At 72.7% G+C, this 24,873-nt stretch carries 20 protein-coding genes, 1 tRNA gene and 1 pseudogene; 13 read left to right on the forward strand and 9 right to left on the reverse strand.

From position 1 onward, the window contains the following. Positions 1 to 37: 37 nt before the first annotated feature. Complete coding sequence (locus tag V6V47_RS14170; RefSeq protein ID WP_334628650.1) at positions 38 to 967, forward strand: NADP-dependent oxidoreductase; 930 nt, start codon at positions 38 to 40, stop codon at positions 965 to 967. Positions 968 to 1,176: 209 nt separating this feature from the next. Here the strand turns inward: V6V47_RS14170 and V6V47_RS14175 are convergent, their stop codons facing one another. After that, entirely contained in the window at positions 1,177 to 2,187 is a 1,011-nt protein-coding gene (locus V6V47_RS14175) for a mechanosensitive ion channel family protein (protein WP_334628651.1), read from the reverse strand. A gap of 156 nt (positions 2,188 to 2,343) precedes the next feature. Between V6V47_RS14175 and V6V47_RS14180 the strand changes: the two are divergent. After that, positions 2,344 to 2,500 (forward strand): annotated as a pseudogene (locus tag V6V47_RS14180) (DUF4291 family protein); the annotation flags it as partial. Positions 2,501 to 3,063: 563 nt separating this feature from the next. Here the strand turns inward: V6V47_RS14180 and V6V47_RS14185 are convergent. Next, positions 3,064 to 3,444 carry a hypothetical protein gene (locus V6V47_RS14185; RefSeq protein WP_334628652.1) on the reverse strand — a complete coding sequence of 127 codons (381 nt, stop codon included), beginning with the start codon at positions 3,442 to 3,444 and terminating at the stop codon, positions 3,064 to 3,066. A gap of 386 nt (positions 3,445 to 3,830) precedes the next feature. Here V6V47_RS14185 and V6V47_RS14190 point away from each other — a divergent pair, with 386 nt between their 5' ends. Both V6V47_RS14190 and V6V47_RS14195 read left to right on the forward strand, forming a co-directional pair. Further along, a complete protein-coding gene (locus tag V6V47_RS14190; protein WP_334628653.1) occupies positions 3,831 to 4,058 on the forward strand; it encodes a hypothetical protein in 228 nt (75 codons plus the stop codon). 243 nt (positions 4,059 to 4,301) lie between these two features. Then, positions 4,302 to 4,673, forward strand: a complete 372-nt coding sequence (locus V6V47_RS14195; protein WP_334628654.1) for a hypothetical protein — start codon at positions 4,302 to 4,304, stop codon at positions 4,671 to 4,673. 116 nt (positions 4,674 to 4,789) lie between these two features. Here V6V47_RS14195 and V6V47_RS14200 read toward each other — a convergent pair whose 3' ends face one another. Continuing rightward, positions 4,790 to 5,875, reverse strand: coding sequence for a hypothetical protein (locus V6V47_RS14200; RefSeq protein ID WP_334628655.1), 1,086 nt, complete (start codon positions 5,873 to 5,875; stop codon positions 4,790 to 4,792). Continuing rightward, on the reverse strand, positions 5,872 to 6,210 hold the full coding sequence (locus tag V6V47_RS14205) for a PadR family transcriptional regulator (protein WP_334628656.1): 339 nt from the start codon (positions 6,208 to 6,210) through the stop codon (positions 5,872 to 5,874). The genes V6V47_RS14200 and V6V47_RS14205 overlap by 4 nt, the downstream gene beginning before the upstream one ends. A gap of 386 nt (positions 6,211 to 6,596) precedes the next feature. Between V6V47_RS14205 and V6V47_RS14210 the strand changes: the two genes are divergently transcribed. Then, positions 6,597 to 6,893 (forward strand): hypothetical protein, encoded by a 297-nt coding sequence (locus tag V6V47_RS14210; RefSeq protein ID WP_334628657.1) that lies wholly within the window; start codon positions 6,597 to 6,599, stop codon positions 6,891 to 6,893. A 163-nt stretch (positions 6,894 to 7,056) separates the two neighbouring features. Here V6V47_RS14210 and V6V47_RS14215 read toward each other — a convergent pair. Further along, a tRNA-Leu gene (locus tag V6V47_RS14215) sits at positions 7,057 to 7,140 on the reverse strand. Between the two features lie 232 nt (positions 7,141 to 7,372). On the opposite strand from V6V47_RS14215, the gene V6V47_RS14220 reads away from it, so the two are divergent. The 5 genes from V6V47_RS14220 to V6V47_RS14240 all read left to right on the forward strand — a co-directional run bounded on the left by V6V47_RS14220 (position 7,373) and on the right by V6V47_RS14240 (position 17,716). After that, on the forward strand, positions 7,373 to 10,198 hold the full coding sequence (locus V6V47_RS14220; RefSeq protein ID WP_334628658.1) for a tetratricopeptide repeat protein: 2,826 nt from the start codon (positions 7,373 to 7,375) through the stop codon (positions 10,196 to 10,198). Positions 10,199 to 10,349: 151 nt separating this feature from the next. Next, positions 10,350 to 12,971, forward strand: coding sequence for a fibronectin type III domain-containing protein (locus V6V47_RS14225; RefSeq protein WP_442934231.1), 2,622 nt, complete (start codon positions 10,350 to 10,352; stop codon positions 12,969 to 12,971). 28 nt (positions 12,972 to 12,999) lie between these two features. Next, the gene (locus tag V6V47_RS14230) at positions 13,000 to 13,995 is read left to right on the forward strand and encodes an AAA family ATPase (RefSeq protein WP_334628659.1); all 996 of its coding nucleotides are present in this window, start codon (positions 13,000 to 13,002) and stop codon (positions 13,993 to 13,995) included. 14 nt (positions 13,996 to 14,009) lie between these two features. Continuing rightward, on the forward strand, positions 14,010 to 15,188 hold the full coding sequence (locus tag V6V47_RS14235) for a DUF58 domain-containing protein (protein ID WP_334628660.1): 1,179 nt from the start codon (positions 14,010 to 14,012) through the stop codon (positions 15,186 to 15,188). After that, positions 15,164 to 17,716 (forward strand): transglutaminaseTgpA domain-containing protein, encoded by a 2,553-nt coding sequence (locus V6V47_RS14240; protein ID WP_442934232.1) that lies wholly within the window; start codon positions 15,164 to 15,166, stop codon positions 17,714 to 17,716. Before V6V47_RS14235 ends, V6V47_RS14240 begins: the two co-directional genes overlap by 25 nt. Before the next feature lie 153 nt (positions 17,717 to 17,869). On the opposite strand, the gene V6V47_RS14245 is transcribed toward V6V47_RS14240, so the two are convergent. Continuing rightward, a complete protein-coding gene (locus V6V47_RS14245; protein WP_334628662.1) occupies positions 17,870 to 18,661 on the reverse strand; it encodes an SDR family oxidoreductase in 792 nt (263 codons plus the stop codon). Beyond that, on the reverse strand, positions 18,658 to 19,641 hold the full coding sequence (locus V6V47_RS14250; protein ID WP_334628708.1) for an LLM class F420-dependent oxidoreductase: 984 nt from the start codon (positions 19,639 to 19,641) through the stop codon (positions 18,658 to 18,660). The genes V6V47_RS14245 and V6V47_RS14250 overlap by 4 nt, the downstream gene beginning before the upstream one ends. A 154-nt stretch (positions 19,642 to 19,795) precedes the next feature. On the opposite strand from V6V47_RS14250, the gene V6V47_RS14255 reads away from it, so the two are divergent. Further along, positions 19,796 to 21,010, forward strand: a complete 1,215-nt coding sequence (locus V6V47_RS14255) for a low temperature requirement protein A (RefSeq protein ID WP_334628663.1) — start codon at positions 19,796 to 19,798, stop codon at positions 21,008 to 21,010. Positions 21,011 to 21,063: 53 nt separating this feature from the next. Further along, on the forward strand, positions 21,064 to 21,927 hold the full coding sequence (locus tag V6V47_RS14260) for a DUF1028 domain-containing protein (protein WP_334628664.1): 864 nt from the start codon (positions 21,064 to 21,066) through the stop codon (positions 21,925 to 21,927). Positions 21,928 to 22,272: 345 nt separating this feature from the next. Here the strand turns inward: V6V47_RS14260 and V6V47_RS14265 are convergent, their stop codons facing one another. Next, positions 22,273 to 23,073, reverse strand: coding sequence for a maleylpyruvate isomerase N-terminal domain-containing protein (locus tag V6V47_RS14265; RefSeq protein WP_334628665.1), 801 nt, complete (start codon positions 23,071 to 23,073; stop codon positions 22,273 to 22,275). Between the two features lie 7 nt (positions 23,074 to 23,080). Beyond that, positions 23,081 to 23,968, reverse strand: a complete 888-nt coding sequence (locus tag V6V47_RS14270; RefSeq protein WP_334628666.1) for a phosphatase PAP2 family protein — start codon at positions 23,966 to 23,968, stop codon at positions 23,081 to 23,083. A gap of 257 nt (positions 23,969 to 24,225) precedes the next feature. Here V6V47_RS14270 and V6V47_RS14275 point away from each other — a divergent pair, with 257 nt between their 5' ends. Next, positions 24,226 to 24,858: a DUF3159 domain-containing protein gene (locus V6V47_RS14275; protein WP_334628709.1), complete on the forward strand. Its 633-nt coding sequence runs from the start codon at positions 24,226 to 24,228 to the stop codon at positions 24,856 to 24,858. Positions 24,859 to 24,873 lie beyond the last annotated feature (15 nt).

The raw sequence follows: 24,873 nt of genomic DNA on the forward strand, positions 1-24,873 counted from the left end.
GCGAGGCGGACAGCGGCGTGCGTTAGCGTCCGTCTGCATGAGGGCTTTGCAATTTTCCCAGTACGGTCCCGCGAGTGTCCTTGAGGTCTCGAAGGCACCGGAACCGCACGCCGGACCCGGCCAGATACGGGTGGCCGTTCGGGCCTCGGGCGTCAATCCGGCCGACACGTACGTCCGCGCCGGCCAATTCCAGGACTGGATTCCGCTCCGTCTGCCGCACGTGCCCGGTGTCGACGCTGCCGGCGTGGTGAATGAGGTTGGTGACGGGGTGACCACGGCTCGGGTCGGCGATGAGGTTTTCGGGATCACGGACTACGCCCAGATGGGCGGAGCGAACGCCGAATACGCCGTCCTGGCCGCATGGGCACCGAAGCCCGCCGCCCTGACCTGGGAACAGGCCGGCGGCGCGGCCGGCAACATCGAGACGGCCACCCGAGTGCTCGACAGACTGGGCGTCAAGGACGGCACCACGCTGTTGATCGAGGGCGCGGCCGGCGGAGTCGGTACGACCGCGATCCAGCTCGCGGTCGCTCGCGGCGCGGCAGTCATCGGCACGGCCAGCGACCGCAACCATGAGTTCGTCGCCTCGCTCGGGGCGATCCCGACCACCTACGGCCCCAGGCTGGCCGAGCGGGTCCATACTCTGGTGCCCGGCGGAGTGGATGTCGTACTCGACTGTGCCGGCTCTGGTTCTATACCCGACCTGGTCGGTTTGGTCGCTGGCCCGGACAGGGTGGTGAGCATCGCCGACATCAACGCCGCGGCCTACGGCGTGCACCTTTCGCGCGGCTCTGGCCCCGGCGCGGACACACCGGCTCTCGAAGGAATCGCCGCCGTCGGCGAACTCGCCGAGCGGGGTGGTTTCACAGTGCCGGTCGCTGCCGTGTTCTCTCTGGAAGAGGCGGCCGCCGCCCACGAGTTGAGCGAGTCCCGCCACGCGCGAGGCAAAATCGTGCTGAAACCGTAGGGCGCCCCACCAAGCCCCCGTCCACCTGACCCGAGCACGCGCGGCCAGGGGGAGCCGCCGAACTCCGCCGAGGCCAGGACCGCCGGCCGCCGTTCGGCTCAGTCACTGCGCCGCGCTCCGTTCGGAGACCGAGCGCGGCGCACGCGCCGCGGCAGGATCCTGTCATGCCGCAGCGGCGGCATCGTGTCGGTGGTCCACCCAAAGGCCGTTCAGGGCTGATACTGACTGCGGGTGCGGGGCAGCCACTGGGGATGACGGTCGCGCAGGTAGCGAATCAGTCCTTCGCGCAGGTCGCAACGCAGGTCCCACGCGCTGGCACCGTCCGCGGCCGAGGCCTGCACCTGGATGACCACTGTCTGCGGGGTGGAGTCGACCATCTGGAGCACCCACTGGTCACCATCCCAGAGCGGTGAGGACTCGACCAGCCGGCGCGCCTCCCGGCGCAGGTCGTCCAGGTCGGCGGTGTGGTCGACATGGATCTGGATCTTGCCGACCACCCGGGACTCGTTCCGGGTCCAGTTCTGAAACGGCCGCTCGGTGAAGTACGTGGTCGGCAGGATGAGCATCCGCTCGTCCCAGAGCCGGATCACCACGTTGGTCAGCTTCACCTCCTCAACCCGGCCCCATTCACCGTCCACCACCAGCACGTCGCCGACGTTCAGGCCATCGGCGAAGGCGACCTGGATGCCGGAGAACGCGTTGCCGAGCGCGGTTCGGGCGGACAGGCCGATCAGTGCGCCGACCACGCCCGCCGATGTCAGCACGGAGATGCCGAAGAGGCGTACCGGCCGGAAGGTGATCAGGACCAGGCCGATCGCAACGATCGTCACCACGGCGACGGTGAGCCGCCGCACGGGGCGGATCTGTGTGCGAGCCCGTCGGATCCGCCGGCTGGCGACCGGGTCGCCCGGCAGTCGGCTGAACGCGACCGCTTCGGCGACGTGCAACGCCTTGATCACTAGCCACGCCGCGAGGACGACCAGGACCAGCTGAACGACGTGCCGCAGGTTCCGCTGCCACCCGGCAGGCCCCACCGGCAGTGCAAAGTGCAGCGCCCCGACCAGCAGGACCGCTGCAGCCGGGCGGCGACAGGCATGCCGCAACGGCTCCAGCACCCACTGGTAACGGCCGCGGGCTACGCGGCGGATGAGCAGGCCAGAGATCAGGTCCACGACCACCGCCGTCGCCACCGCGGCTACTACGATCAACGCGGTACGCATCAGAGGCCGTTCACCGTAATTCCGATGCCACCTTCCCTGCCCAGTCCACGTGCCCAGGGTGCCACCCCGTCCAGCGGTAGGCGGCCAACATCGGCGAACAACCGCTGACCACGCCAGCAACACCTTCCCGCCGGCCGCTTCCCGGTAACCGGCGCAAGCCCCGTACGAGTGCAGTGGTATCCGGGACGCATGCTGCATCTGAAGGCGCTGCCGGACCTGTCGCTGCAGATCGGGCTGTCCGGCAAGGCGGTCGATCGATATGGTGGCCGTCGCGGACATCGTCCCCACCGTTCACGCCGTCCGGGAAGCCATGCCGTGAGTTTGTCAAGACCTGGCCTTTCGCCGCGAAATGCCGGCACGGCCGCACATCCGCGCATCGGCATGTGTGCGGACACTTCGGGTTGCGCTCGGGCACACTTCGATCAGGCTTGCCTACGGGCTGGGTGAACATCATCGATCGAGAGCCCTCGTTCGAGGCGTTCGCGGGTCGCTCGTCCGCCGGGTCGCCGGACGCGGTCGACATCGTTCGCGGTGCGCGGGACCAATTTCCACGGGCTCGACTCGGATGGCAGGGTCACAGTCTCAGCTCTCGCGAACCCGAAAATGCAGGTCACAACCTCAAGAAGGCCCATAACCCAGAACGGTAAGCCAAGTCGGGTCTCGTGCCGCGATCCGCGCTCGTGCCGCCAAGCTGCAGTAACGCTTGGCAGTTGCCGGCGGATGGCGTCCGGTAAGGCTTGGCGCAGGCCTGATGATCATGGTGCCGGCGCCGTGGGGTCGCAGACGGAGACCCCCGGAGAGATCAGAGGGTCTCCGTCTCCATTACCGTTCAGCGGCCGCGATGTTCGTGCAACGGCGCTGCAAGAACTGCCGCAACTAATGAGCTACAGGCTTCCAGCCGGAACAGGTGTCATCGCCCCAATCGTCCTCGCAGACCTGGATATTTGCGACATAACCAGACAGGTTGCCACTCCTGCACCCGCCAGCCGACCCATCACTGTCCCAGTATTTGGCGTCATATCCCCCAATGTAGTTTCCGTAGCTGTCGCGGAATTGGGCATAGACGCCGCTGCCGTCCTTCTCCATGTCGCATACCTCGAACCAGTTGCTCCAGGCTGGGACGATTGCGGCGTAGTCACTACCTTCAAAAACGTATGTGTTGGCGACGGCCATGGCGGGATTTGCAGCGGACAATGCGAGCCCAAGCGCGGCGAGCGCCGTAAAACCTACTCGCGCCCGTGTCCTGCGTGTGGTCATTCCGTGAACCTCCCATGGGATGTTGATAGCGGCGGGATCAGAGGCAGCGGGCACGCACGTCGATGAACAATGCCTACACTCCCCGCGTTGCGAGCATTCTCCCGGTCATAGCCGTCGGGGCGCCAAGCGTTTGCCGGAGAAAGAAAAGCTGCTGGTCACGTGCCGTCCCGCTGCTGAACAGCGCACATCACCACCACGACTCCGGCGGATCTTCGCCGAGCTCCTCGCCGGCATCGGCCTCTTCGCCATCGCCGAGAGTCTCACCGCCATGCGCGTGCCCTGTCCCTCGGCACACGAGCGCGCCCGCACCGGCACCGCAGCGGCATCGCCTGGTCCAAGAGCGCCATCCGCGTCATCCTCACCAACCCGGGTACACCGGACGGCAGGTGTGGAACAAGCAACGCACCGACGAAGTGCTGCTCGACGTCGACGACGTGGCGATGGGACAGCGCATCCGCAACCCCTTCGTGTTCCGCGGCCTCATCTACTGCGCCGCCCTCGACGCCAGCACAGACCCCGCAGTCGTCACCGATTGGATCTCACAGACCCAGCCGAACGCGCCCGCGCCGAAGCCGATCTCCACACCCACTCGAGCAACAGCCCACGCCGCATGAGCCGAGCCGAGATCAAAGAGCTGGTCGACGGACGCGGCAATATCGCCGCCGTGCTCCGCGACGCCGAGCCCACCGACAAGGCCGAGGTCTACTGCCAACTCGGACTCGGACTCCGACGCGTGCTCGTCGCTGGGCGGAGCGCCTTACGGACAGTGACATCCGTCCTGTCGGGACGCGCCTTATCTGCGGCATGAGCGGATGTTCAGACGTGCCGCTGCCGACGCCTCGGCGATACTCGCACTCATGGAGATGCCGCCTGCAACACGGTCCTCGGCACGCGATGCAATGGAGCAACTCCACAAGGATGGATCCCCTGCTGTCATGCCGGATACCGCCGACGATGTCATCGAGGTCGGCTGGCGCCGCTGGCAGTCGTTCAAGCGTAGGCACTGGAAGGCTGCCGGGATCTGGAATCAGCGGTTAGAAGACCTGGCGAAGGGCTTGCGTGATGCCTTCGAGCCCGACGGACGATTGGTGGGGCCGCTCATTGAGGACTACCGCCATCTGGCCTCCACCATGGGGCAGGCGTTCATGGCCGCCACCGACGCCTCAGGGGACCGCCGGGGTAGCTGCCCCGCGCACCATATGCGGCTAGAAGAGGATGCCGGAAAATAGACGATCGTTAGGCCATCCAGACCAGGAGACACTCGATCAGCGGCAAAGCCGGATGTGCCCACCGGCCGGGGGCCGCTGCAGATGGTGATCGGCGCGACGCCGCGCCCGGTCGGCGGCTACTTCTGATCTTGGTCGAGGTTGGCCTCATGGGTCAGATCACTGGCTGAGCCCGGGTCGGTGGCGAGTGCGGGCCGGGCCGGGCCGTGGCGGGGCGGGCAGAGCACGGCCACGGCGATGGCTGCTGTTATCGCCGCCCCGGCGGGGTAGGCCATGCCGCCAAACTCGTCGGTGGGCACCAGGCCACGCCAGAACGGCGAGTCAGGCACGGCCGCGTCGGACAGTGTGCCCAGGAATTGCAGACTACCGAGCAGCCAGGCGGGGATCAGCAGGACGAGACCGCCAAAGGCGGCGGTGGCCGCGAGATGAGCGGCCCACGGACGGTGCTCGAGACGGCGGCTGGCCCAGCCGGCTAGCAGCCAGCCGGCCAACATACCGAGCAGGCCGACGGCGAGCGTCGAACCGGTGAGCCAGCGTGGTTCCGCTCGGTAGATCGAGACCCTGAGCCCGCCTTCGGCGTTCGCTGCGTCGAAGTAGTCCTCGAACGACAGCACGAGCGCGCCGTTGCGTGCGGTCAACGCCTGCGAGTTGTTTTGCCGGGCGCCGGTTTCGATGTCGGTCGGGCTGGTCGAGTAGGTGTCGGTGACGCGCCAGCCGGCCGCCTCCAGGCGTTGCTGCAGGCCGGCTAGATAGGCGTCGACGTCCTCGGTCGCAGGCGTTCGACCCGTGCTGTAGCTGACCGACGCCGCATCGGTCTCACCACCGTTGTTGCGGAAGGGGTCGTCCGACCTTCCGTACGATTGTGCCGATAAGCCTGGGGTGAGCATCTGGGCGAGCTGAGTCCACGCTGCGCCGGTTGGAAGCGCTGGCGCCGCCTCCCAACCGATACGGTTCGCCAGCGACGCGCTCAGAAAGCCGGAGACAATTGAGGCGAAGATTGCCAGCACGACCACGCCTCTGCTGAGTGGGCGACCGAGTCGGGCTCGCATGCCGTGCCGAAGCAGGTTGAGCGTCGCAATAGGGCCGGGCCGGACGTGTCCGGCCTCGGCGGCCATGAGCAGCGTGTCTGCCAGTTCTCCGCGACGTGAGCCCTTCGGGTAGACGTGCAGCAGCAGGCGATATGGGGTGGCGAGGCGGCGGCTCATGCGAACGCCGGGCCAGGCCGCGTGGCGTTCAGCCGCCGCGATGCGGTGCGAACGTTGTGGGCCAATCGCGCTGTCTCCTCAGCGAGTGCCGCCGCGCCGTCGTCGGTGAGGCGGTAGTAGCGCCGAGGACGCCCTTCGACGGTCTCCTCTCTGTCGATCGCGACCAGTCCTTGGGCGGCTAACCGGTCCAGCGCCGCATAGAGGGTGCCGGCCTGCAACCTGACCTGGCCCTCGGAGAGCGCCTCGGTCGTCTGGATCACGCCGTACCCGTGCCGTGGTTGATCGACCAGTGCGGTCAGAATCCAGAACGTCGGCTCTCGCATGGCCTTCGACATAATCGTCAATATAAAGATTGTCTGACTATGGTGCAACGGCACTGGTGCCGCGCCGCCCGGGGCGCTTACATCGCCTGCTTGCAGTCCGGGCCACGCCGCGCGACCGGCAGACCCGAACAAGCCACACGAGCACTCTCCGGTGGCCGGAGGAAGCACGAACGGCCACCGCATCGCCGGCCAAACCTGCCATCGCAACGTCCCGAACAGCGCGCACGTCGGCTACTGGCTCGCGGCCGCCGTTCATCCGGTGGTATCGGTTGTTGGCGTCGCGGTGGGTCAGGCTGGGGTCCGACGGTGGTCGGCGACACGACTGTTTCGATGCGACCACGTCCGAATGCTCAGATGAGCGCACATCGGCAGATCCGCGCGCTGCGGCTGGCGGCTCGGTGTCACCGACTCCCCTGGACGACCTCCCGGTCCAGGCCGTTGGGCTCGTCGACCAGCTGCGCGTCGACGGGATCCTCTCCGAGGTCGACGGCCGGGTCTCCTTCGCCCACGACCTGTTCGACGACTGGACGCTGTTGCATTACCTGCGCTCCCGTGACGACGTCATCCGCGTGATCGCGGAGAAGGTGGCGCCGTCGTCGTGGCACCGAGCGATCCGGTTGTATGCCGCCGGCGTGCTCCGCGAGCACGGTGTCGACCGGTGGGGCTGGCCGCCTACTTACGCAATAACAACATGATCATTGTGTGTGACCACCACGCGTGGACCATCGAAGCCGAGACCGCGATCTACCCGCTCACCCCGGCGGGGAGCTTCCTTGCCACGACAGCAAAAATCCCTGCCCAACGGGACGGGGATCGCTCGAAACGCGAGGAGAAATCACGCTTCGTGGGAAAATAATGTGTCCGAGGGGGGACTTGAACCCCCACGCCCTATACGGGCACTAGCACCTCAAGCTAGCGCGTCTGCCATTCCGCCACCCGGACCTACTCGTACAAGCCTACCGCTTCGACCTGGATGATCTTTCCATCGTTGGCCGGCCCAGCGGGCCGCACGGGGAGTTACTGTACACGCCGCTCGTGGATCATGCACATCGCCTTCCGCCCCCTCCGACAAGACGGTCAAACCGCAGCTCAGACCCTCACGGCAGCGCTCCCCACGCCCCATCCAGGCGTGTCCGGGTAGCGTCCGGCGCCCCTCTAACGGCAGCATTGCCCCGTGGCCCATCCCTCCCCTCTGGCAGCCGCCCAACACCGGGCTCTCGCCCTGCGTACCGCTGGCGACCTCAGCGCCGCCCGGCAGCTGCTCGCGGACGCCGTCGGGACCGCCCGCCCGTCCTACGGCGAGGACCACCCCGAGGTCCTGCACACCGCACACCTGCTGGCGCGGCTGCACCGGGAGTCGGACGACCCCCTCGCCGCCCGCCGCGTGCTGGAGGAGGCGTTCGCCGCGGGCGAGCGGCGCTGGGACCACTCCAACCCGGTGATGCTCGCGCTCGCGTTCGAGCTCGCCGAGGTCGCCGAGGAGCTGGGCAACCGCCACGAGGCCCGCCGCAACTACACCCGCGTCGCCACCGCCGGGCCCGCCGCCCTCGGGGAGCACCACCCGGCGGTACGCGCCGCCCGCCACTACCTCGGCGAACCCGCTCCCGGACCAGCCACGCCAGCCCAGCGACACGGGTCGCCGTCAGTCCCGGACGGCCCGCGCAGCGACACCGGGCCGGCGGACGACCCCGGGATGCGCTCGGCGCTGTCCGGCCCGACGTTGTCCCTGGCGACCCTGGCCGCGATGCGGCCATCGGCGGTCAGCCCAACGGCCGCCGCGTCACCCTGGGCACCGCCGCAACCGCCGGCCGCGCCCCCACCAATCCCCCCGGCGGTACGCCCACCCGCCGCGCCGGCACCGCCCACCGCCGCCGGCCCACCACCGGCACCGCCCACCGCCTCCGGCCCACCACCGGCACCCGCGCCCCGGTTGACGCTGGCTGAGCCGGCATTCTCCGCCGGCCCACCGCCAATCCCCGCCCCCCGAGTGACGTCCACCCGGCCGGCGCCGCCCTCCGTCGCGCCAGCCCAGCCCGGGCCGCCGCCCGCGCCTCCCGTGCCGCCGCGTCAGCGCGTCGAGGCGCAACCGCCGCCCCCCTCGGTCGGCACACCGCCTCAGCCGCCGGTGCATGGTCAGCCGACGGCGTCGCTTCGGCAGCCGTCCCGACCAGCCACACCACCGAGGCAGCGGGCAGGCGTCGAGCCTGCGCACCCGACCGGGCCCGCGGCCGGCGCACCACCGACACCCCACACCCAGGGGCCGACCGCCGTGCCGGTGCCGTCGGCGCAGCCGGCACCGCCCGAGCCGGCTCCCCGTTGGGACAACCCCACCATCCAGGTACGGCAGCTCGAGCCGCTGCTGGCCGAGGAGGCCGCCCGGGCCGCTGCCGCCACGGCAGGGGCCACCGGTGGTTCGGCTGGCGGTATCGGCGTCACAGCGAGCGGCGCCTCGGCTCCGGCGTCGACCGGCCAGTCCCCCGCCACCGCCGGCTTCGGCTCGACGCAGCCGGTCAGTGCCCCGCCCGGCCATCCGCACCCGTCCGGATCGCCCTGGTCAGGCCAACCCGTCTCCGCGCCACCCGCACACCCCTATCCGGTGTCGGGTCCGCCGGCCCAGCCCCACCCGGTGTCCGGACCACCCGGCTACTCCCACCCGGTGTCGGCACCACCCGGCCAGCCCCACCCGGTCTCCGCACCGCCCGGTCACGCCCACCCGGTGTCGGCACCACCCGGCCAGCCCTACCCGGTGTCCGCGCCACCCGGCTACGGCCAGACCGGCCACGGCCAACCCGTCTCCGGGCCACCCGGGCACCCCTACCCGGTGTCCGCGCCGCCCGGCTACGGCCAGACCGGCCACGGCCAGCCCGTCTCCGCACCACCCGGCCAGCCCTACCCGGTCTCCGGGCCGCCCGGCTACGGCCCGCCTGTCTCCGCGCCGCCGGTGAGCGCGCCGTCCGTACCGCCGTGGGGGTTGACCGCGCCGCCGTGGAGCAGCACCGCCCCGCCGCAGCCGCTGCCTGCGGGCGACACCGACCCGGCGGACGTTTCCCCGGTGGACGGCGACGGGACCGACGCCGACCGTGCGGTCGGGCCAGGCGGAGTCGACCTCCCGGCGACGCTGCCGAGCGCGCCGGACCTCACGGCCGTGATCCCGCAAGCGCACACCGAGGTGTTCCCGCCCGTCCGAGCGGAGAGCAGCGGCACGAGCGGCCTGAGCGCCGGCCCGGTCCAGTCCACGGCGGGCCCGTCGACCTGGCCGCCGAGCGCAGACCCCGTCGCGACGACGCCGAGCACGCCGGTCGACGCGGGGTACCCGGAGCCGGTGTCGACCCCGCCGACCCCCAGTCAGTACGCGTCGTCGACCGGCGCGGCCCCGACGTACCCCGTGTCCCAGCCGGTCGCCGAGCAGCCATACCCGGTCCAGCAGCAGTACCCGGTCCCCGAGCAGTACCCGGCCCAGCAGTATCCACCGGGCCAGGAGATCTACCCGGGCCAGCAGTACCCCTCGGTTTCGGACGGGTACCGGTCGGCGTACGCCGATGAGGAGGCCTCGGGGTCGGCGGGCCGCAGCCGGGCGGCGCTGATCGGCGCGGTGGTGGCCGCCGGGGTGGCCGTGGTGGCGGTGGCCGGCCTGGGTGCGGTCGTGTTGAACCGCGACGACGCGCCCGCGCCGCCGAACACGACCGCGCCGTCGGTCGCGCCGACGGTGGCGGGCCCTCCCCCGGGCGATCTGAAACTGCGGGACGACGCCGTCACGATCACGCTGACCTGGACGGACCCGACCAAGGGGGCGGTGCCGTTCATGGTCGCCGGCGGGCGGGCCGGGCTGACGCTGGGCGTGATGGCGACCGTCGACCCGGGCCGGACGAGTTGGACGGTCAATGGTCTGAGTTCGCGGGTGGACTACTGCTTCACCGTGTTGGCGGTCTACTCCACCGACAGCTTCGCCACGTCCGGGCAGGTCTGCACCGCACGGGAGCGCAGCACCCCACCGAGCTGAGCTGGGCGTCCACAACGCACACGCTCGGTATCCACAAGGGTGACGGTGCGGGTTCCCCCGTCACCGGCCGCGCCATATGATGGCACCCGGCTCAGGGGAGGCGTCGCCGGAAGGCACGCCACCTGCCACGACTCAGGGGAGGCAGCCGGCTGTGGCCGACATCGACGACGCCGTGGAGTCCAGCGCCCCCCGATCTCGATCCCGGATGCGCGGCGGGTTGGTGACTGTCGGCACGGTGACGGCGCTGCTGGCCGCCATGGGGCTGACCGTCCTCGGCCTGGGTGCCGCGGACAACGCGGTGGCCAACTACGACGCGAGTTCCTGGTTGTGGAGCACGGCGCGCAGCGAGCTGGCCCGGGTCAACGGGGTCACCGCCCGGGTGGACACCCGCACCGAGGTGCCCAACGCCCGCCAGCACCCGATGCAGGTCACCCAGACCGACCGGCTGTTGATCCTGCGCGATCTGCGGACCGGGCAGATCAGCTCACTGGACCTGGCGACCCTGCAGCTCACCGCGACCACCAAGACGACCCCCGGCCTGGGTGTCAGCGTCGCGCTGCACGAGGACGCAGCGTTCGTCGTCGATGCCGTGCAGGGCATCGTGCGACAGCTCGACCCGCGGTCCCTGGCGCCGGTCGGTGAGCCGGTGCGCTACCCGCCGGGCATCACCGGCGGCAGCTTCGACGGCGAGGGGCGACTCTGGATCGCGGTGCCCAGCGAGGGCACCGTCTCGGCGGTCACCGCCGCGAAGCTGCCGTCCGCGCCGGCGTCGGCCGCATCCGCCGGTGAGGGCCTCAGCCCGAAGCGGGTCGAGACGTACGACGTCGCCGAGCCCAGCCACGAGCTGGTCGTCTCCACCCTGGACGACGGGGTGGCGGTGCTCGACCGCACCGCCGGCAAGTTGGTGCGGGTGCAGCGCGGCGTGGTCCACCCGACGCCGTTGACGCTGACCGGGCCGGGCGAGCTGCCGGCGCGCACCAGCGGGCCCCGCGTCCCGGTCACCGTGACCGCCGAGCGGCGGGTGACGGTGGTGGGTGACGGCGGCGAGGAGAAGGCGTTCACCGTGCCGGGCGCCGGTGACCGGCTCAGCCCGGCGGTGGCCTGGGCGGACCGGTTCTACTGCGCCGACGAGTCCACCGGCACCATCTACGCCTTCGACGCGGGCGGCCAGTTGGTCGACACGATCCGCGGTCGGGCGAACGGGCCTCTGGAGCTGGAAGTTCGCGAGAACCACCTGTTCATCAACTCCCCCGACTCGGCCGTGGCACGGGTGGTCGACGACAAGCACCAGGTCCGCGAGGTCAACAAGTACGCCGCCGACGTGCTCGGCGCCGACCCACCGCCGACCCCCCCGCCGACCCCGCCGAAGAAGCCCAAGGTGGGCAAGCCGAGCGCGCCACGCAGCGTCACCGCCGCCGCCGGCAACGCCCAGGCCCGGGTGAGCTGGCGGCCGGCGGCCGCGAACGGCGCCGCGATCATGAAGTACGTGGTGGAGGGCGCCGGCCAGCGCCTGGAGGTGGGCGCCAACCAGCGCGCGGTGGAGGTCAAGGGCCTGACCAACGGCGAGACGTACCGGTTCGCGGTGCACGCCGTGAACGCCAAGGGCGACGGCCCGTCACGCAACAGCAACCCGGTGACCCCGACCGCCGCGGTGCCCGACCCGCCGGCCAGCGTCACCGCGCAGGAGCGGCCGGACGGCACGGTGCTGGTCAAGTGGCCGGCCGCGAACGGGCAGGGCAACAAGATCGCGAAGTACGCTGTAACGGCCAGCTCGGCGGGCGCGAACGCGCCGGCCGGCGAGTCGACGAAGACCGAGCTGGTGGTGCCCGCCGGTGAGCTGGAGTTCGGCACCCAGTACGCGTTCACCGTGGTGTCGGTCAACGACAAGGGCGCCGGTTCGGCGGCCTCACCGGTCAGCAACACGGTGGTGCCGTACGCGGCGCCCGGCCGGCCCGCCGACCTGCGGGCCGGCACGGTCGCCACCCAGCCGGGCGCGGTCACGGTGCAGTGGGCGCCGGCCGAGGAGAACGGCCGCCCGGTGACGAAGTACCTGGTGGACGTCGGCGGGCGCAGCAGCGAGGTGACCGACACCCGCACGACCGTCACGGGGCTGGGCAACGGCCAGAACGTCACGGTCAAGGTGAAGGCGGTCAACGAGGCCGGGCCCGGCCCGGAGGCCACCGCCACGGCCCGGACGGTCGCCGAGCCGCGGGTCACGGTGACCGGCTCGTCGGCGACCGCCACCGCGGCGACCATCACGTTCACCGTGGACGCCGGCGGTGGCCAGGCGACCTGTTCGGTGAGCACGCCGGGTGAGCCGGCGAAGGCGGGGGCGTGCTCCAGCATCACGGTGCCGAACCTGACGCCGGGCACGGCGTACACGTTCACGGTGACCGCGAGCAACGCTGCCGGCAAGGGCACCGCGACGAGGGCACAGAGCACCGACGCTTTGTACGGCATCGCGACCTGCCGCAACGGCGCCTCCGGGCCGGAGTCGACCTACTGCGACCGGGACGTGAGCGGCCGCAACGGCAACGAAGTCTTCTCGGTCACCCGGCAGGACAACGACAAGCAGGTCGGCTGGGCGAGGCCGGGCACCCGGCTGCAGGCGTACTGCAAGAAGTCGGGCGAAGATGTCTACGCCTACATCTACAACAACGACAAGCGCAGCACCTGGTGGGTGCAGGTCAACTACGAGGGGAAGAACTACATCCCCTGGGCCTGGCTCAACCTGGAGGGCGGCGACAACATCAACGTCCTGCCCACCTGCTAGACCAGTCAGGCAAGGAGCACCACCGACCGTGAACACCCACGAGCCGCTCACCCAGACGGAGGTGCAGGGCTTCGCCGCCCTGGCCGCCCGGCTGGCCGAGAACGTCAACGCGGTGGTGCTCGGCAAGCCGCAGGTGGTCCGGCTGGCGTTGACCGCGCTGTTCGCCCAGGGGCACGTGCTCCTGGAGGACGTGCCGGGGGTGGGCAAAACGACCCTGGCCCGGGCCATCGCCGCCACCGTGAAGGGTCAGTGGCGGCGGATCCAGTTCACCCCCGACCTGCTCCCCTCGGACGTGTCCGGGGTGACCATCTTCAACCAGGCGACCCGCGACTTCGAGTTCCACCCGGGGCCGGTGTTCGCCAACATCGTCATCGCCGACGAGATCAACCGGGCGTCACCGAAGACCCAGTCGGCGCTGCTCGAGGTGATGGAGGAACGCACCGTCACCGTGGACGGTGTCCGGCACCCGGTGCCCGCGCCGTTCCTCGTGGTCGCCACCCAGAACCCGGTGGAGATGGACGGCACCTACCGGCTGCCCGAGGCGCAGCTGGACCGGTTCCTCGTCAAGCTGTCCGTCGGTTACCCGGACGAGGCCGTCGAGGTGGAGGTGCTGCGCGGCGCGACCGTCCGCTCCCCCGAGGCGCTCGCCCCGGTCACCGACACCGCCACGGTCGGAGAGATGGTCCGGATGGCCCTGCGGGTGCACATCGCCGAGCCGCTCTACGCGTACGCAGTCCGGCTGGCCGCCGCCACCCGTACGCACCCGCAGGTCCGGGTCGGGGTCAGCCCCCGGGGCGTCATCGCGCTGACCCGCGCCGCCTGCTCGTACGCGCTGATCGACGGCCGGGGCTGGATCATGCCGGAGGACCTGAAGGCGCTCGCCGAACCGGTGTTCGCGCACCGCATCCTGCTCACCCCGGACGCCCAGGTGCGCGGGCTGACCGCCGGCGAGGTGCTGCGCCAGGCCATCGCCTCCGTGCCGGTGCCGCTGCCGTCCGGGCAGCCGGCGCCGGTGCAGGGCTGACCGGCAGCACCGCCATGGGAATCACCGCCCGCGGAGTCGGGCTGCTCGTCGCCGCCGTCGTCCTGCTCGGCGTCGGCTTCCGCTTCGCGTACCCCGAGTTGACGCTGCTCGGCGCGGCGGCCGGCGCCGCCGTCCTCTACGCCGCGCTGACCGCGGCCTGGCGGCCCCGCCTGACCGTGGCCCGGCACGCCGACCCGGACCGGGTGGCCCGCGGCGAACCGGCGAGCATGACGTTGACCGTGCGCAACACCGGCCGGCTGCGCTCGGCGAACCTCCTCGCCGAGGACCGGTGCGGGGACCGCACGGTGCCGGTGCCGCTGCTGCGCCTGCGACCCGGCCGCGACACCGAGGTCCGCTACGACGTGCCGACCCACCGCCGGGGCGTGGTGCCCGTCGGGCCGCTGCGGGTGACCCGACGCGACCCGCTGGGCCTGGTGGCGCTGGCCCGCCCGTACGGGGCGAGCACCCCGGTGTGGGTGCACCCCCGGATCCACCCGCTGGCGGCGGTGCCCACCGGCGCGGGGCGCAGCCTCGACGGCCGCGTCGACGGCGTGCCGCACGGGTCGATCACGTTCGACTCGCTGCGCGAGTACGTGGTCGGCGACGAGTTGCGCCGGGTGCACTGGCGCACCAGCGCCCGGGTCGGCGAGCTGATGGTGCGGGAGAACGTGGACACCAGCCTGCCCCGCCTCGTCGTGCTGCTCGACAACCGGGCCGCCGCGTACCCGAAGCGGGTGGGCGGCGTGGTGGAGTCCTTCGAGTCCGCCTGCGAGGCCGCCGCGTCGGTCGTCACCGCCGCGCACCGCACGGACCTCCCGGTGACGCTGCTGCTGGTCGCCCCGGAGCCCACCGCAGAGCACACCGACGGCGGTGACCCGGCCGACGGGTACGGCCTCGGGCCACTCGACCGGCTCGCCGCCGCCGACCTCTCCGGCGACGCCGACGCCCTGCGCGCGACCACCACCCGACTGCGACAGGACCGACTCGGCGACACACTGATCTTCCTGACCGGCCCGGGTGGCCGCGGCGACCTGGGGCACGTCGGCGCGCTGCGCGGCGCGTACCCCTCGGTGGTCGTCGGGGTGTTCGGCGCGGCCGAGCCGACGCCGGCCGGCGCGGCCGGCCTGATCGTCATCGACGCGGCCGACGGCGCGCAGTTCGCCGCCGAGTGGGACGGGGTGCGGCGATGGTGACGGCCGTCGAGCCGCGCGGCACGGCCGCCGGCGACCCGGCGGGGCCCGAGCCGCAGGATCCGGCCGGCCCCGCGCGGCCTGGGCGGATCGTACGGGCAGTGCGGACGGCCGTCGTCCCGCTGGCACTGATCGGCCTGACCGCGCTCGCCGGGGTGGTGCTCGGCCGGGTGTACGCGGGCGACCTGCTGACCCGGCTGGTCATCGGCGCCGCCGCCTGGTCGGTGCTGGTCAGCGTGGCCGCCCGACGGCTGCCCTCCTGGCTGGTCGCGCCGGTGTCGGTGGCCGCGATGGCCGGCTGGACGCTCTGGTCGCTGCGGCTGACCGCGACCCGCGCGGGCCTGCCGGGCAGCCTGCTCGAGGTGACCGCGGACGCCGCGCGCAACGGCATCCCCCGCCTGCTCACCGCGATGATCCCCGTCGAGCCCACACCGGACACGGTGCTGGTGCCGGTGGTCGCCGCCTGGCTGGCCGGGCTGGCCGGCGCGGAGGTGGCCCTGCGCACCGGCCGGGTGCTGCTGGGCTACCTGCCGGCGGCCGGGCTCTACGCCGCCGCCCTCTACGTGGTCGGCCCGAACGCCGAACCGGCGATCGGGGCGACGCTGGCGTTCGTCACCGTCGCGGCGATCGGCCTCGCGGCGCCGACCGGCGCGCCACCGGCCGGCGGCGATCCGAGCGCCGGCCTCGCCCCACGGGTCCGCGCGGCCGTGCGACTCCGGCTCGCCGCCACCGCGGCCCTCGGGGTGGCGCTGGTCGTCGGACTGGTCGCGCTGCTCGGCCCGCTGGTCGCCAACCAGGTCGACGGGCGGCCGGTGGACCCCCGCCGGTACGTCGAACCGCCGCAGGTGCAGACGCTGGACGAGAACCCGCTGATCCGGATCTCCGGCTGGGCGCTGCACCCGGAACAGAAGCTGCTCGACGTGAGCACGGCCCGCCCCGGCACCACCCCTGCAACGGGCAGCCCGGCCGAAGGTGCCGCGCCGAGCGCCGCCAACGGCGTGCGGATCCGGCTGGCGGTGCTCAGCGACTACGACGGGGTGACCTGGCGGGTCGGCGCGACGTACCGCAACGCCGGCCGGAACCTGCCGGCCACCGCGCCGGCACCCGACAGCACGGTCGAGACGATTGAACAGCAGATCACCGTCGCCGACCTCAGCGGCCAACTACTGCCCGCTGTCGCCACCCCGCGGGAGGTCAGCGGCGCTCGGGTGGCGTACGACCCGGCGACCGGGACGCTGATCCGGCCGGAGGGGCTGACGCCAGGGCTGCGCTATACGGTGACCTCGGCTCAGGAGAAGCCGGACCCGAACCTGCTGGCCACCGCGAACGTACCGGCCGGCGAGCAGGTGGCCCGGGTGCTGCGGGTCGCCGACGGAGTGCCCGACCCGCTGCGCCGACTGGCCGCCCAACTCGCCGAGGAGAACGGCGCCCCGTACTCGCGGGCCGAGGCGATCGAGCAGTTCCTGGCCGAGCACTACCGGGTGGCCGCGGACGCGCCGAGCGGGCACGCGTACCCCAACCTGGGCTTCTTCCTCTTCGGCCCCCGCAACGCCGGCGGGCAGGAGGGCACCTCCGAGCAGTTCGCGGCGGCGTTCGCGGTGCTCGGCCGGCTCTCCGGGCTGCCCACCCGGGTGGTGGTGGGCTTCGAGTCCAACGGGCAGGGGCCGGTGCAGGCCGGCGACGCGTACGCCTGGCCGGAGGTGCTCTTCGACGGCCTGGGCTGGGTGCCGTTCAACCCGATGCCCCAACCGAACAACGAGCCCCGGCCGGTGGAGGAGGACTTCCGCCCGACGCCGGAGGACCCGCCACCGTCCGAGGCACCGGAGCCCACAGTGGAGCCCACCGCCACGCCGGAGCCGGTGGCCGCCCCCGCCGGACCGAACAACCACGGCGGCGTGTCCACTCCGGTGCTCGTCGCCGGGGGCAGCGGCGGTCTGCTGCTCCTCGTCGGGGCGCTGCTGCTGACCCTGCTGGCGATGCGCCGCTCACTCACCCGCGCCCGACTCAGCCGGGGCGACCCCGGCCAGCGCATCGCCGGCGCCTGGCGGGAGGTCACCGACGCGCTCCGCCTGGCCGGCCGACCGGTCGGCGACGACCTCGCAGCCACCGAGGTGGCCCGCCATGCCCGACAGACCCTCGCCGACGCGTTGCACCGCGCCGGCAGCCGATCCGGCGGCGGGCCGGCAGCCCCGGACAGCACCGTGACCGGCGGGTCGGCCGCTCCGGGCGGCAACGTGACCAACGCCGGTCCGGGCGGCAACGTGACCAACCCCGGTCCGGGCGGCAACGTGACCAACGCCGGTCCGGGCGGCGCCGCGAACGGCGGGCATACGGGGACTGGCCCCGGCGTCGACGAGCTGGCCGACCTGCTCAATCGGATGGCGTTCGCCCCCGACGCGGCGACCCCCGACCAGGCGACCCGGGCCGCCGAGGTGGTCACCGCCTACGTGACCGCCCTGCGCTCCGCCCGCCCCTGGTGGCGCCGCCTGCTCTGGTCAACGCACCCCGCCCCCCTGCGCCGCCGCCCCTAAAAACACCCCACCCCACCCCACCCCACCCCACCCAGCAGCCCGGTGATCAAGAGGTTTGGGTCACGGCCAGGCCGTTTCCTGACACAAACCTCTTGATCACCGCGGCAGGCCGCGGGCCAGGGACAGGGGTAGGGGTAGGGGTAGGGGTAGGGGTCAGGCGGTTAGGCGGCGGACCAGTTTGCGCAGGCCGGCCTGCCAGCCGTCGGGGTCCTCGGCGCGGCGGCGCGCGTAGTCGGCGACCTCGGGATGCGGCAGGATCAGGAAACGCTCCTCGGCCAACCCGGCGATGGTGGCGTCAGCGACCTGGTCCGCGGTGAGCACCGCCCCGGAGGCGGCGATCACCCGAGCACCCAGGTGACCCTCGACAATGCCGTCGGCCAGCATCGGCGTATCCACGCCCTGCGGACAGAGCGCGCTGACCCGGATGCCCCGGTCCCGGTACGTGATGGCCAGCCACTCGGCGAACCCCACCGAGGCGTGCTTCGTCGCCGTGTACGCGGCGTCGCCCACCGCGGTCAGCACGCCCGCCGCCGAGCAGGTGTGCAGCAGGTGGCCGCCGCCCCGGGAGAGCATCCCGGGCAGCACCGCCCGAGCCGAGTAGACGTGCGCGAGCACGTTGACCCGCCACGCCCGATCCCAGGCGGCGTCGTCGACCTCGATCCCGCCACCGCTGGTCACGCCCGCGTTGGCGCAGAACAGGTCGATCCGGCCGTACCGTTGCTCGGTGTCCGCGACCAGCGCGCGGACCTGCTCCTCGTCGGTGACGTCGAGCGCGGCGGCATGCGCGACCGGGCCGATGCCCTCGGCCACCGCGCGGGCCGCGTCGGCGTCCAGGTCGGCGAGCACCACGGCGGCGGCGCCCTCGGCGGCGAAACGGCGCGACAGGGCCGCCCCGATGCCACCGGCGGCACCGGTGACCACCACGATCCGATCGGTGAGGTTCACGTCGAGGCTCCTACGGGGTTGGTGCCCAGCTGGGCGATGAGGGTGGTCAGCGCCGTCGCGCCGCCGGCGGTCACCTCCGGGGTGGGCAGCAGCGCGAACACCGGCACGTCCACACCGGCGTCGGCGTAGCGGCGTACCTCGGCGCGGCACCGCTCCGGTGAGCCGTGCAGCACCAGCGCGTCGACCACCTCGTCCGGCACCGCCGCACCGGCACCACGCCGGTCACCGGCGGCCCAGGCCTGCCACATCGGCGCCAGCACCTCGTCACGGCCGAGCCAGCGGTGGAAATCGGCGTACGCCGGGACGGTGAGGTAACTGGTGATCAGCCGGCGGCCCAACGCCCGCGCGTAAGCGACGTCCTCGGTGGGGCAGACGAAGATCCGCGCCGCGACCTCGAAACCGGCGCGACGCTCACCCAACTCGGCGAGAGCACGCGGCACGTCGTCGGCGCCGAGCCAGTTGAGGATGACGCCGTCGGCCTCCGCGCCGGCCAACCGGAGCATGCCCGGCCGCAGCGCGGCGAGCAGGATCGGCGGCGGCACCGCCGGAGGCCGCTCCAGGGTGAACCGGCGCACGGTGAACGTGTCGTAGACCTCGTCCACCGTCTCCCCGCGCAGCGCCGCGCGCAGGAAACGCAGGACGTCCCGGGTACGCCGGAACGGCTCCTCGAACCGCACCGCGTTCCAGTCCCGCACCAGCACCGGCGACGACGCGCCGATGCCCAGCGAGAACCGGCCCGGCGCGGCCTCGGCCAGCGCCGACGCGCTCATCGCCAGCAACCCGGGCCCCCGCGTGAACACCGGAGTGATCGCGGTGCCCAGCCGCAGCCGGGGCTGCCAGGCCGCGGCCAGCGCCAGCGGAGTGAACGCGTCGGTCCCCGCGACCTCGGACGACCAGACGTCAGTGAATCCGGCCCGGTCGAGAGTCGCGTAGACCGCCGCGTGGTCGGCCAGCGGGATCCCGCCCAACGGCACCGTCATGCCCCATCGATTCGTCACCGATCGATCGTGCCGGTTGACCGGGCCCGCGAGCAAGATCCCCGGACCGGGCGGATTTGTCACATCCGACCGCTCGGGCCGCCGCGCGATGTTACGACTGCCAGGTGGACCGGACCGACGGCCGAGGCCGCTGACCGTGGCATCCAGGGCGGCCGGACGCCTGGAGCCGGCGTCGTACGTCCCCGGCCGGGCCACCTTCCTGGAACTCTTCTTCGACCTGGTCTATGTCTTCGCCCTCACCCGGATCTCCGCGCGCGCCTTCGAGGAGTTGATCCGCGAGGGCGCCCGGGACCATGCCTGGGCCGCCGTGACCAGCAGCGGAAAGACACTGCTGCTGCTCCTCGCGCTGTGGGCGGTCTGGCAGGGCACCGCGTGGACGACCAGCCGCTACGACCCGTACCGGACACCGCTTCAGGCCGTGGTGGTCATCGCGCTGGTGGGCAGCATGGTGATGGGGGTGGCGATCCCCCGCGCGTTCAGCGCGACCGGGATGATGTTCGCGGTGGCGTACGTGGTCGCGCAGGTGTCCCGGCCGCTGATCCTGGTGATCGCACTGGGGCCACAGCCGCACCGCCGGCTGAAGATCCGCATGGCGGTGGTGTTCGCCACCAGCGGCGTGCTCTGGATCGTCGGGGCGGCACTGCCCACCGACCGGCAGGTCGTGCTCTGGACGGCGGCGCTGACCCTCGAATACCTGGCCGCCCGCTGTGGCTGGCCGGTGCCGGGCCTGGGTCGCTCGACGGTCTCGAAGTGGGACATCGCCGGAGAGCACCTGGCCGACCGCTACCAGCAGTTCTTCCTCGTCGCGCTGGGCGAGACGATCCTGGTGGCCGGCTTCTCCTACAGCAAGGGGCCCTTCGAGATGTCGCACGCCTGGGCGTTCGCGCTGGCGCTGGCCACCTCGATCATGCTGTGGCGGATCTACATCCAGCGCGCCGGGCAGATCCTCGGCGAGGCCGTCACGAAGGCCCGACACCCGGCCAGCATTGGCCGCTCCGCGGCGGACACCCACCTCGTGATGGTCGTCGGCCTGGCCGCCACCGCGATCGGCTACGAGCTGATCATCAACCATCCGATGGAACAGGTCCCCGGCCCGTGGCTGGCGATGGTGCTCGGCGGGCCCGCGCTGTTCCTGGCCGGCCGGGCGCGCTTCGAGTACGAGGTGTTCGGCCGCGTCTCCCCGTCCCGGTGGATCGCCATCCTGGTGCTGGCCGGGGCAGCGGTACCGCTGCTGTTCCTGCCGGGTCTGGTGGCCACCGCCACCGGGGTGCTGGTGCTGCTCGCCGTCGCGGTCGCCGACGCCCGCCGGGCGCGCGGCCACCCGCCCGAGGCGCCCTCGCCTCCGTTCTGAACCCATCGGTGTACGACGATGGCAGGCCGGGTGCGGCAGGCTAATCTCGGCGGGTGACCTTCTCCCTCGTCGCCCGCTCCGCCGACGGCCGCCTGCACGGGGTGGCGGTGGCCAGCAAGTTCCTCGCCGCCGGCGCGCTGGTGCCGGCCGCCGAGGCCGAGGTCGGCGCACTCGCCACCCAGGCGCACGTCAACCTCGCCTACCGCCCGCAGGGCCTGACGCTGCTGCGCACCGGGGTCGCCGCCGCCGACGTGGTGGCCGGCCTGGTCGCCGCCGACACCGAGCGGGAGCACCGCCAACTCGGCGTGGTGGGTGCCAGCGGCCCGGGCGCCAGCTGGACGGGACCGGCCTGCCACCCGTGGGCCGGCGGACGCACCGGCGACGGCTGGGCCGCGCAGGGCAACGTGCTCACCGGCCCGGAGGTCGTCGACGCGCTGGGCGACGCCTGGCTGGCTGGCTCGGCGCTGCCGTTCGCCGAGCGGCTGGTCGCCGCGCTGCGCGCCGGTGACGAGGCCGGCGGCGACCGGCGGGGCCGGCAGAGCGCGGGCCTGCTGGTGGTCGAACGCGCAGGCGGCTACGGCGGCGGCAGCGACGTGCTGGTCGACCTGCGGATCGACGATCACCCCGATCCGGTCGCCGAGCTGGGCCGGCTGCTCGCCGTACACACGCTGCTGTTCAGCCGACCCGACCCGGCCACGCTGCTCGACCTGAGCGGCGCGGTGGCCGCCGAGGTGGGGGCGTTGCTGACCGCGCTGGGGCACCCGGTGGCCGACGACGGGCCGGAGGCGGCACTGGTCTCCTGGGCCGGCCTGGAAAACCTGGAGGAGCGGCTGGTGCCGGGGCGCATCGACCCGGTGGTGCTCACGCACCTGCGCCAGGTCGCCCCGCACGTACCCGCGCCCCGCTCCGCGCGCTGACCCCGTTCCCCCACCTGACACGCTCCCCCACCTGACCCGCTCCCGGGCCTGACCCGCTCCCGGGGGCTGGCGCGCTCCCGGGGGCTGGCGCGCTCCCGGGGGCTGGCGCCGATCAAGATCCGCACAGTTTCCAGGAAACTGCTGCCTCCGTAGCGCGACGAGGCAGCAGTTTCCCTGATGTTGTGCGGATCTTGAATCTCGAAGTGAGGTTGGGGCGACCTTCGCGCAAGGCAGCGGCGATCAGCGGGCCGTGGCGACCCCGCCCGGGCCGGTGGGCGACTCCGCCGGGCCGGTGGGCGACTCCAGCCGGGCCGGTGGCGAGCCCCGGGGGCGTTGGCGGGGCGCTCAGCGGCCGAAGGTGAGCCAGTGGAAGCCGGCACCGTCGATCACGACGCGTTCCGGGCCGGTCAGCTCCGCCCGCCCGGTGGTCTTACGGATCACCGTCAGCTCGTCCCAGCCCAACCCCGCGGGCACCGATCGGCCGCCGGTGAGCAGGTCGGCGATCACCGCCGCCGCCTGCGGGGTGAGCCACGGCGGCCGGTCCAGTGCTGCGGCCAGGTCCAGGCCGTGCACGCCCACCTCGACTACCCGGGTCCGAAGGAACTCGGCGAGCCGCATCGCGTCGCCGTGCCGGGTCCGGACCACCCGCTCAGTCGGTGCCGCAGCGACCGCCGCGTCGGTGTCCCGCCAGGCCCGGTAAAGGTCAGCCGACAACACCGGCCCGGCCCGGCGCACCCCTGGCCGTCCGCCGTCGACCTGCGCGATAGCCACCAACGCCGCGTCGGCCTGAACGGAATCGACCTGCGCCGCCTCGACCCGCGCCGCCTCGACCCGCGCCGCCTCGACCCGCGCCGCCTCGACCCGCGCCGCCTCGACCCGCGCCGCCTCGATGCGGGCGGCGTCGACCTCGGGGGTGAACTTCGCCGCGCCGAAGTAGGCCGCCGCGTCCACCTCGGCGCGCGGCGGAGCCGGCTCGGCGAGCATGTCGGCTAGCCGAGCGACGCCGGCACGCACGTGCTCGAACAACTCGCGGACCGTCCACGGCGGGCAGTCGGTGAGCCGGTCGAGGTCAGCATCGTCGAGCTCGGACAGGATCGCGGTGAGCTGTGCACACTCGGCGCGGAACGCGGCCCGAACGATGTCCACCCCCGGCTCAGCCCTTGACGCGCGGCACCAGCCGGTGCACGACCGTGAGCACCAACGCCATCACCACCGCCATCGTGCCGGCGATGCCGGCGGCGCTGCCCGCGTACCCGACGAAGAGCGGTCGGCGGGCCAACTCGTCCGGCCCGATGTCGCGCAGGTCGACCAGCCAGGACAGGGCCAGCCCGGAGGCGACCAGCGCGAGTACGCCGGCCCCGCCGAGCAGCAGCACGGCGAGCCGATGCGCGTCGCCGGGGGCGATCTGAGCCTGCTCCCGCTGGGTGATCAGCAGTACCAACCCGGCGAGCGCCGCCCAGACGCCGACCAGCAAAAACGCGGCGAGCGCGTCGCTGGGTCGGTGCCAGCCGGCGGAGAGGGTGGCCACGCCGGCGACGGCGGCGTACGCGGCGCCCAGGAAGGCACCGACCGCCCGCACCTTCGGCGGCAGCACGAGCACCAGCGCGACCGCCACCGAGGCCGCCACGGCGGTGTGCCCGCTGGGCAGGCTGTTGCCCACCCCCGCGCGCTCCGGGTCGAGCCCGAAGTCCGGCCGGTTGAACCCGTACTTGAGCAGTTGGGTGGAGATGTTCGCCCCGGCGATCAGCAGGGTCGCGGTGATGGCCAGGGCGATCCGGCCGCGCATCAGCGCGATGAACCCGATCGTCGCGGTCGCGGCCAGCAGCGAGACCACCGACATCGCGTTGAGGAGTTTGCTTACCGGCTCCTCGATGCGGTCCTGGCCGATCCGGTTACCGGTGAGCGCGACCGTGTCGACCCACTGGCCGATCTCGGTGTGCACGGCCACCCGCCAGACGACGAAGAACGCGGCCGCCTGCACCAGGGCCAGTACGACCAACCAAACCGCCGTCCAACCCCGTGCCGTCGCCCGCATCCGCACACCGTAGCGGCCTGCGTCGGCCGCGTGCCCGGTGGCCCACCGGCCGCCAGCGGTTAGGTTGGGACGGAGGCGAGGAGGTGGCGGTGGGCGGCACACCGGAGCAGGACGCGGGCGACGCCGCGACCGGCGCGGACCAGCGCGCGGAGGTGAGTCCGGGCCCCGGTGAGCCGGCCCGGGCCGAGTCGTCGGCCGACCCACGGGAGCCAGCCCCGGCCGAGTCACCGGCCGACCCACGGGAGCCAGCCCGGGCCGAGTCGTTGGCGGATCTGCTGGGTGGTCGGGGCGGCGCGATCGACGCCACTCTGCCGCCGCTGGCGTTCGCGGTGGGCTGGCTGCTCGGCGGCGACTCGCTGGGCGCTGGGGTCGGCGCGGCGCTCGTCGTCGGCGCGCTGGTCGCCGTCGTACGGCTGCGCCGGGGTGACCGGCCGCGCTCGGTGCTGATCGGGCTGCTCGCGGTCTGCGTCGCGGCGTTGATCGCGGTGCGCACCGGCCGGGCCGAGAATTTCTTTCTGATCCAGTTGCTCTCGAACGCGGCCAGCGCCTTGGTCTGGGCGGTCAGCATCGTGGTGCGCTGGCCGCTGCTCGGGCTGCTGGTCGGCGCGGCGCTGGGCCAGCGGTCCCGGTGGCGGCGCGACCCGGCGCTGCTGCGCGGGTACGGGCGGGCCAGTTGGGTGTGGACGGCGACCTACCTGGTGCGCCTGGCGGTGTTCGTGCCGTTGTACTTCGGTGGTCAGGTGCTCGCGCTCGTCGTAGCCCGGGTCGCGCTGACCTGGCCGCTGGTCGCGGCGGCGCTGGCGGTGAGCTGGGTGGTGCTGCGTCGGTCGCTGCCGGCCGGGCACCCGGGGTTGCGTCACCCGGTCACCGCGGAGTCGGCCGCTCCGCCGACGTGACCGGCCTGCCGGCGG

Source organism: Micromonospora sp. CPCC 205539, from assembly GCF_036906815.1.
In the GTDB taxonomy this organism is placed as follows: domain Bacteria; phylum Actinomycetota; class Actinomycetes; order Mycobacteriales; family Micromonosporaceae; genus Micromonospora.

Excerpts from the sequence above, each read along its gene's own strand:
- V6V47_RS14175 (WP_334628651.1), bottom strand. The coding sequence starts at position 2,187 with ATGCGTACCGCGTTGATCGTAGTAGCCGCGGTGGCGACGGCGGTGGTC.
- V6V47_RS14170 (WP_334628650.1), top strand. The coding sequence starts at position 38 with ATGAGGGCTTTGCAATTTTCCCAGTACGGTCCCGCGAGTGTCCTTGAG.
- V6V47_RS14205 (WP_334628656.1), bottom strand. The coding sequence starts at position 6,210 with ATGTCGAAGGCCATGCGAGAGCCGACGTTCTGGATTCTGACCGCACTG.
- V6V47_RS14195 (WP_334628654.1), top strand. The coding sequence starts at position 4,302 with ATGGAGATGCCGCCTGCAACACGGTCCTCGGCACGCGATGCAATGGAG.
- V6V47_RS14250 (WP_334628708.1), bottom strand. The coding sequence starts at position 19,641 with ATGACGGTGCCGTTGGGCGGGATCCCGCTGGCCGACCACGCGGCGGTC.
- V6V47_RS14185 (WP_334628652.1), bottom strand. The coding sequence starts at position 3,444 with ATGACCACACGCAGGACACGGGCGCGAGTAGGTTTTACGGCGCTCGCC.
- V6V47_RS14200 (WP_334628655.1), bottom strand. The coding sequence starts at position 5,875 with ATGAGCCGCCGCCTCGCCACCCCATATCGCCTGCTGCTGCACGTCTAC.
- V6V47_RS14235 (WP_334628660.1), top strand. The coding sequence starts at position 14,010 with ATGGGAATCACCGCCCGCGGAGTCGGGCTGCTCGTCGCCGCCGTCGTC.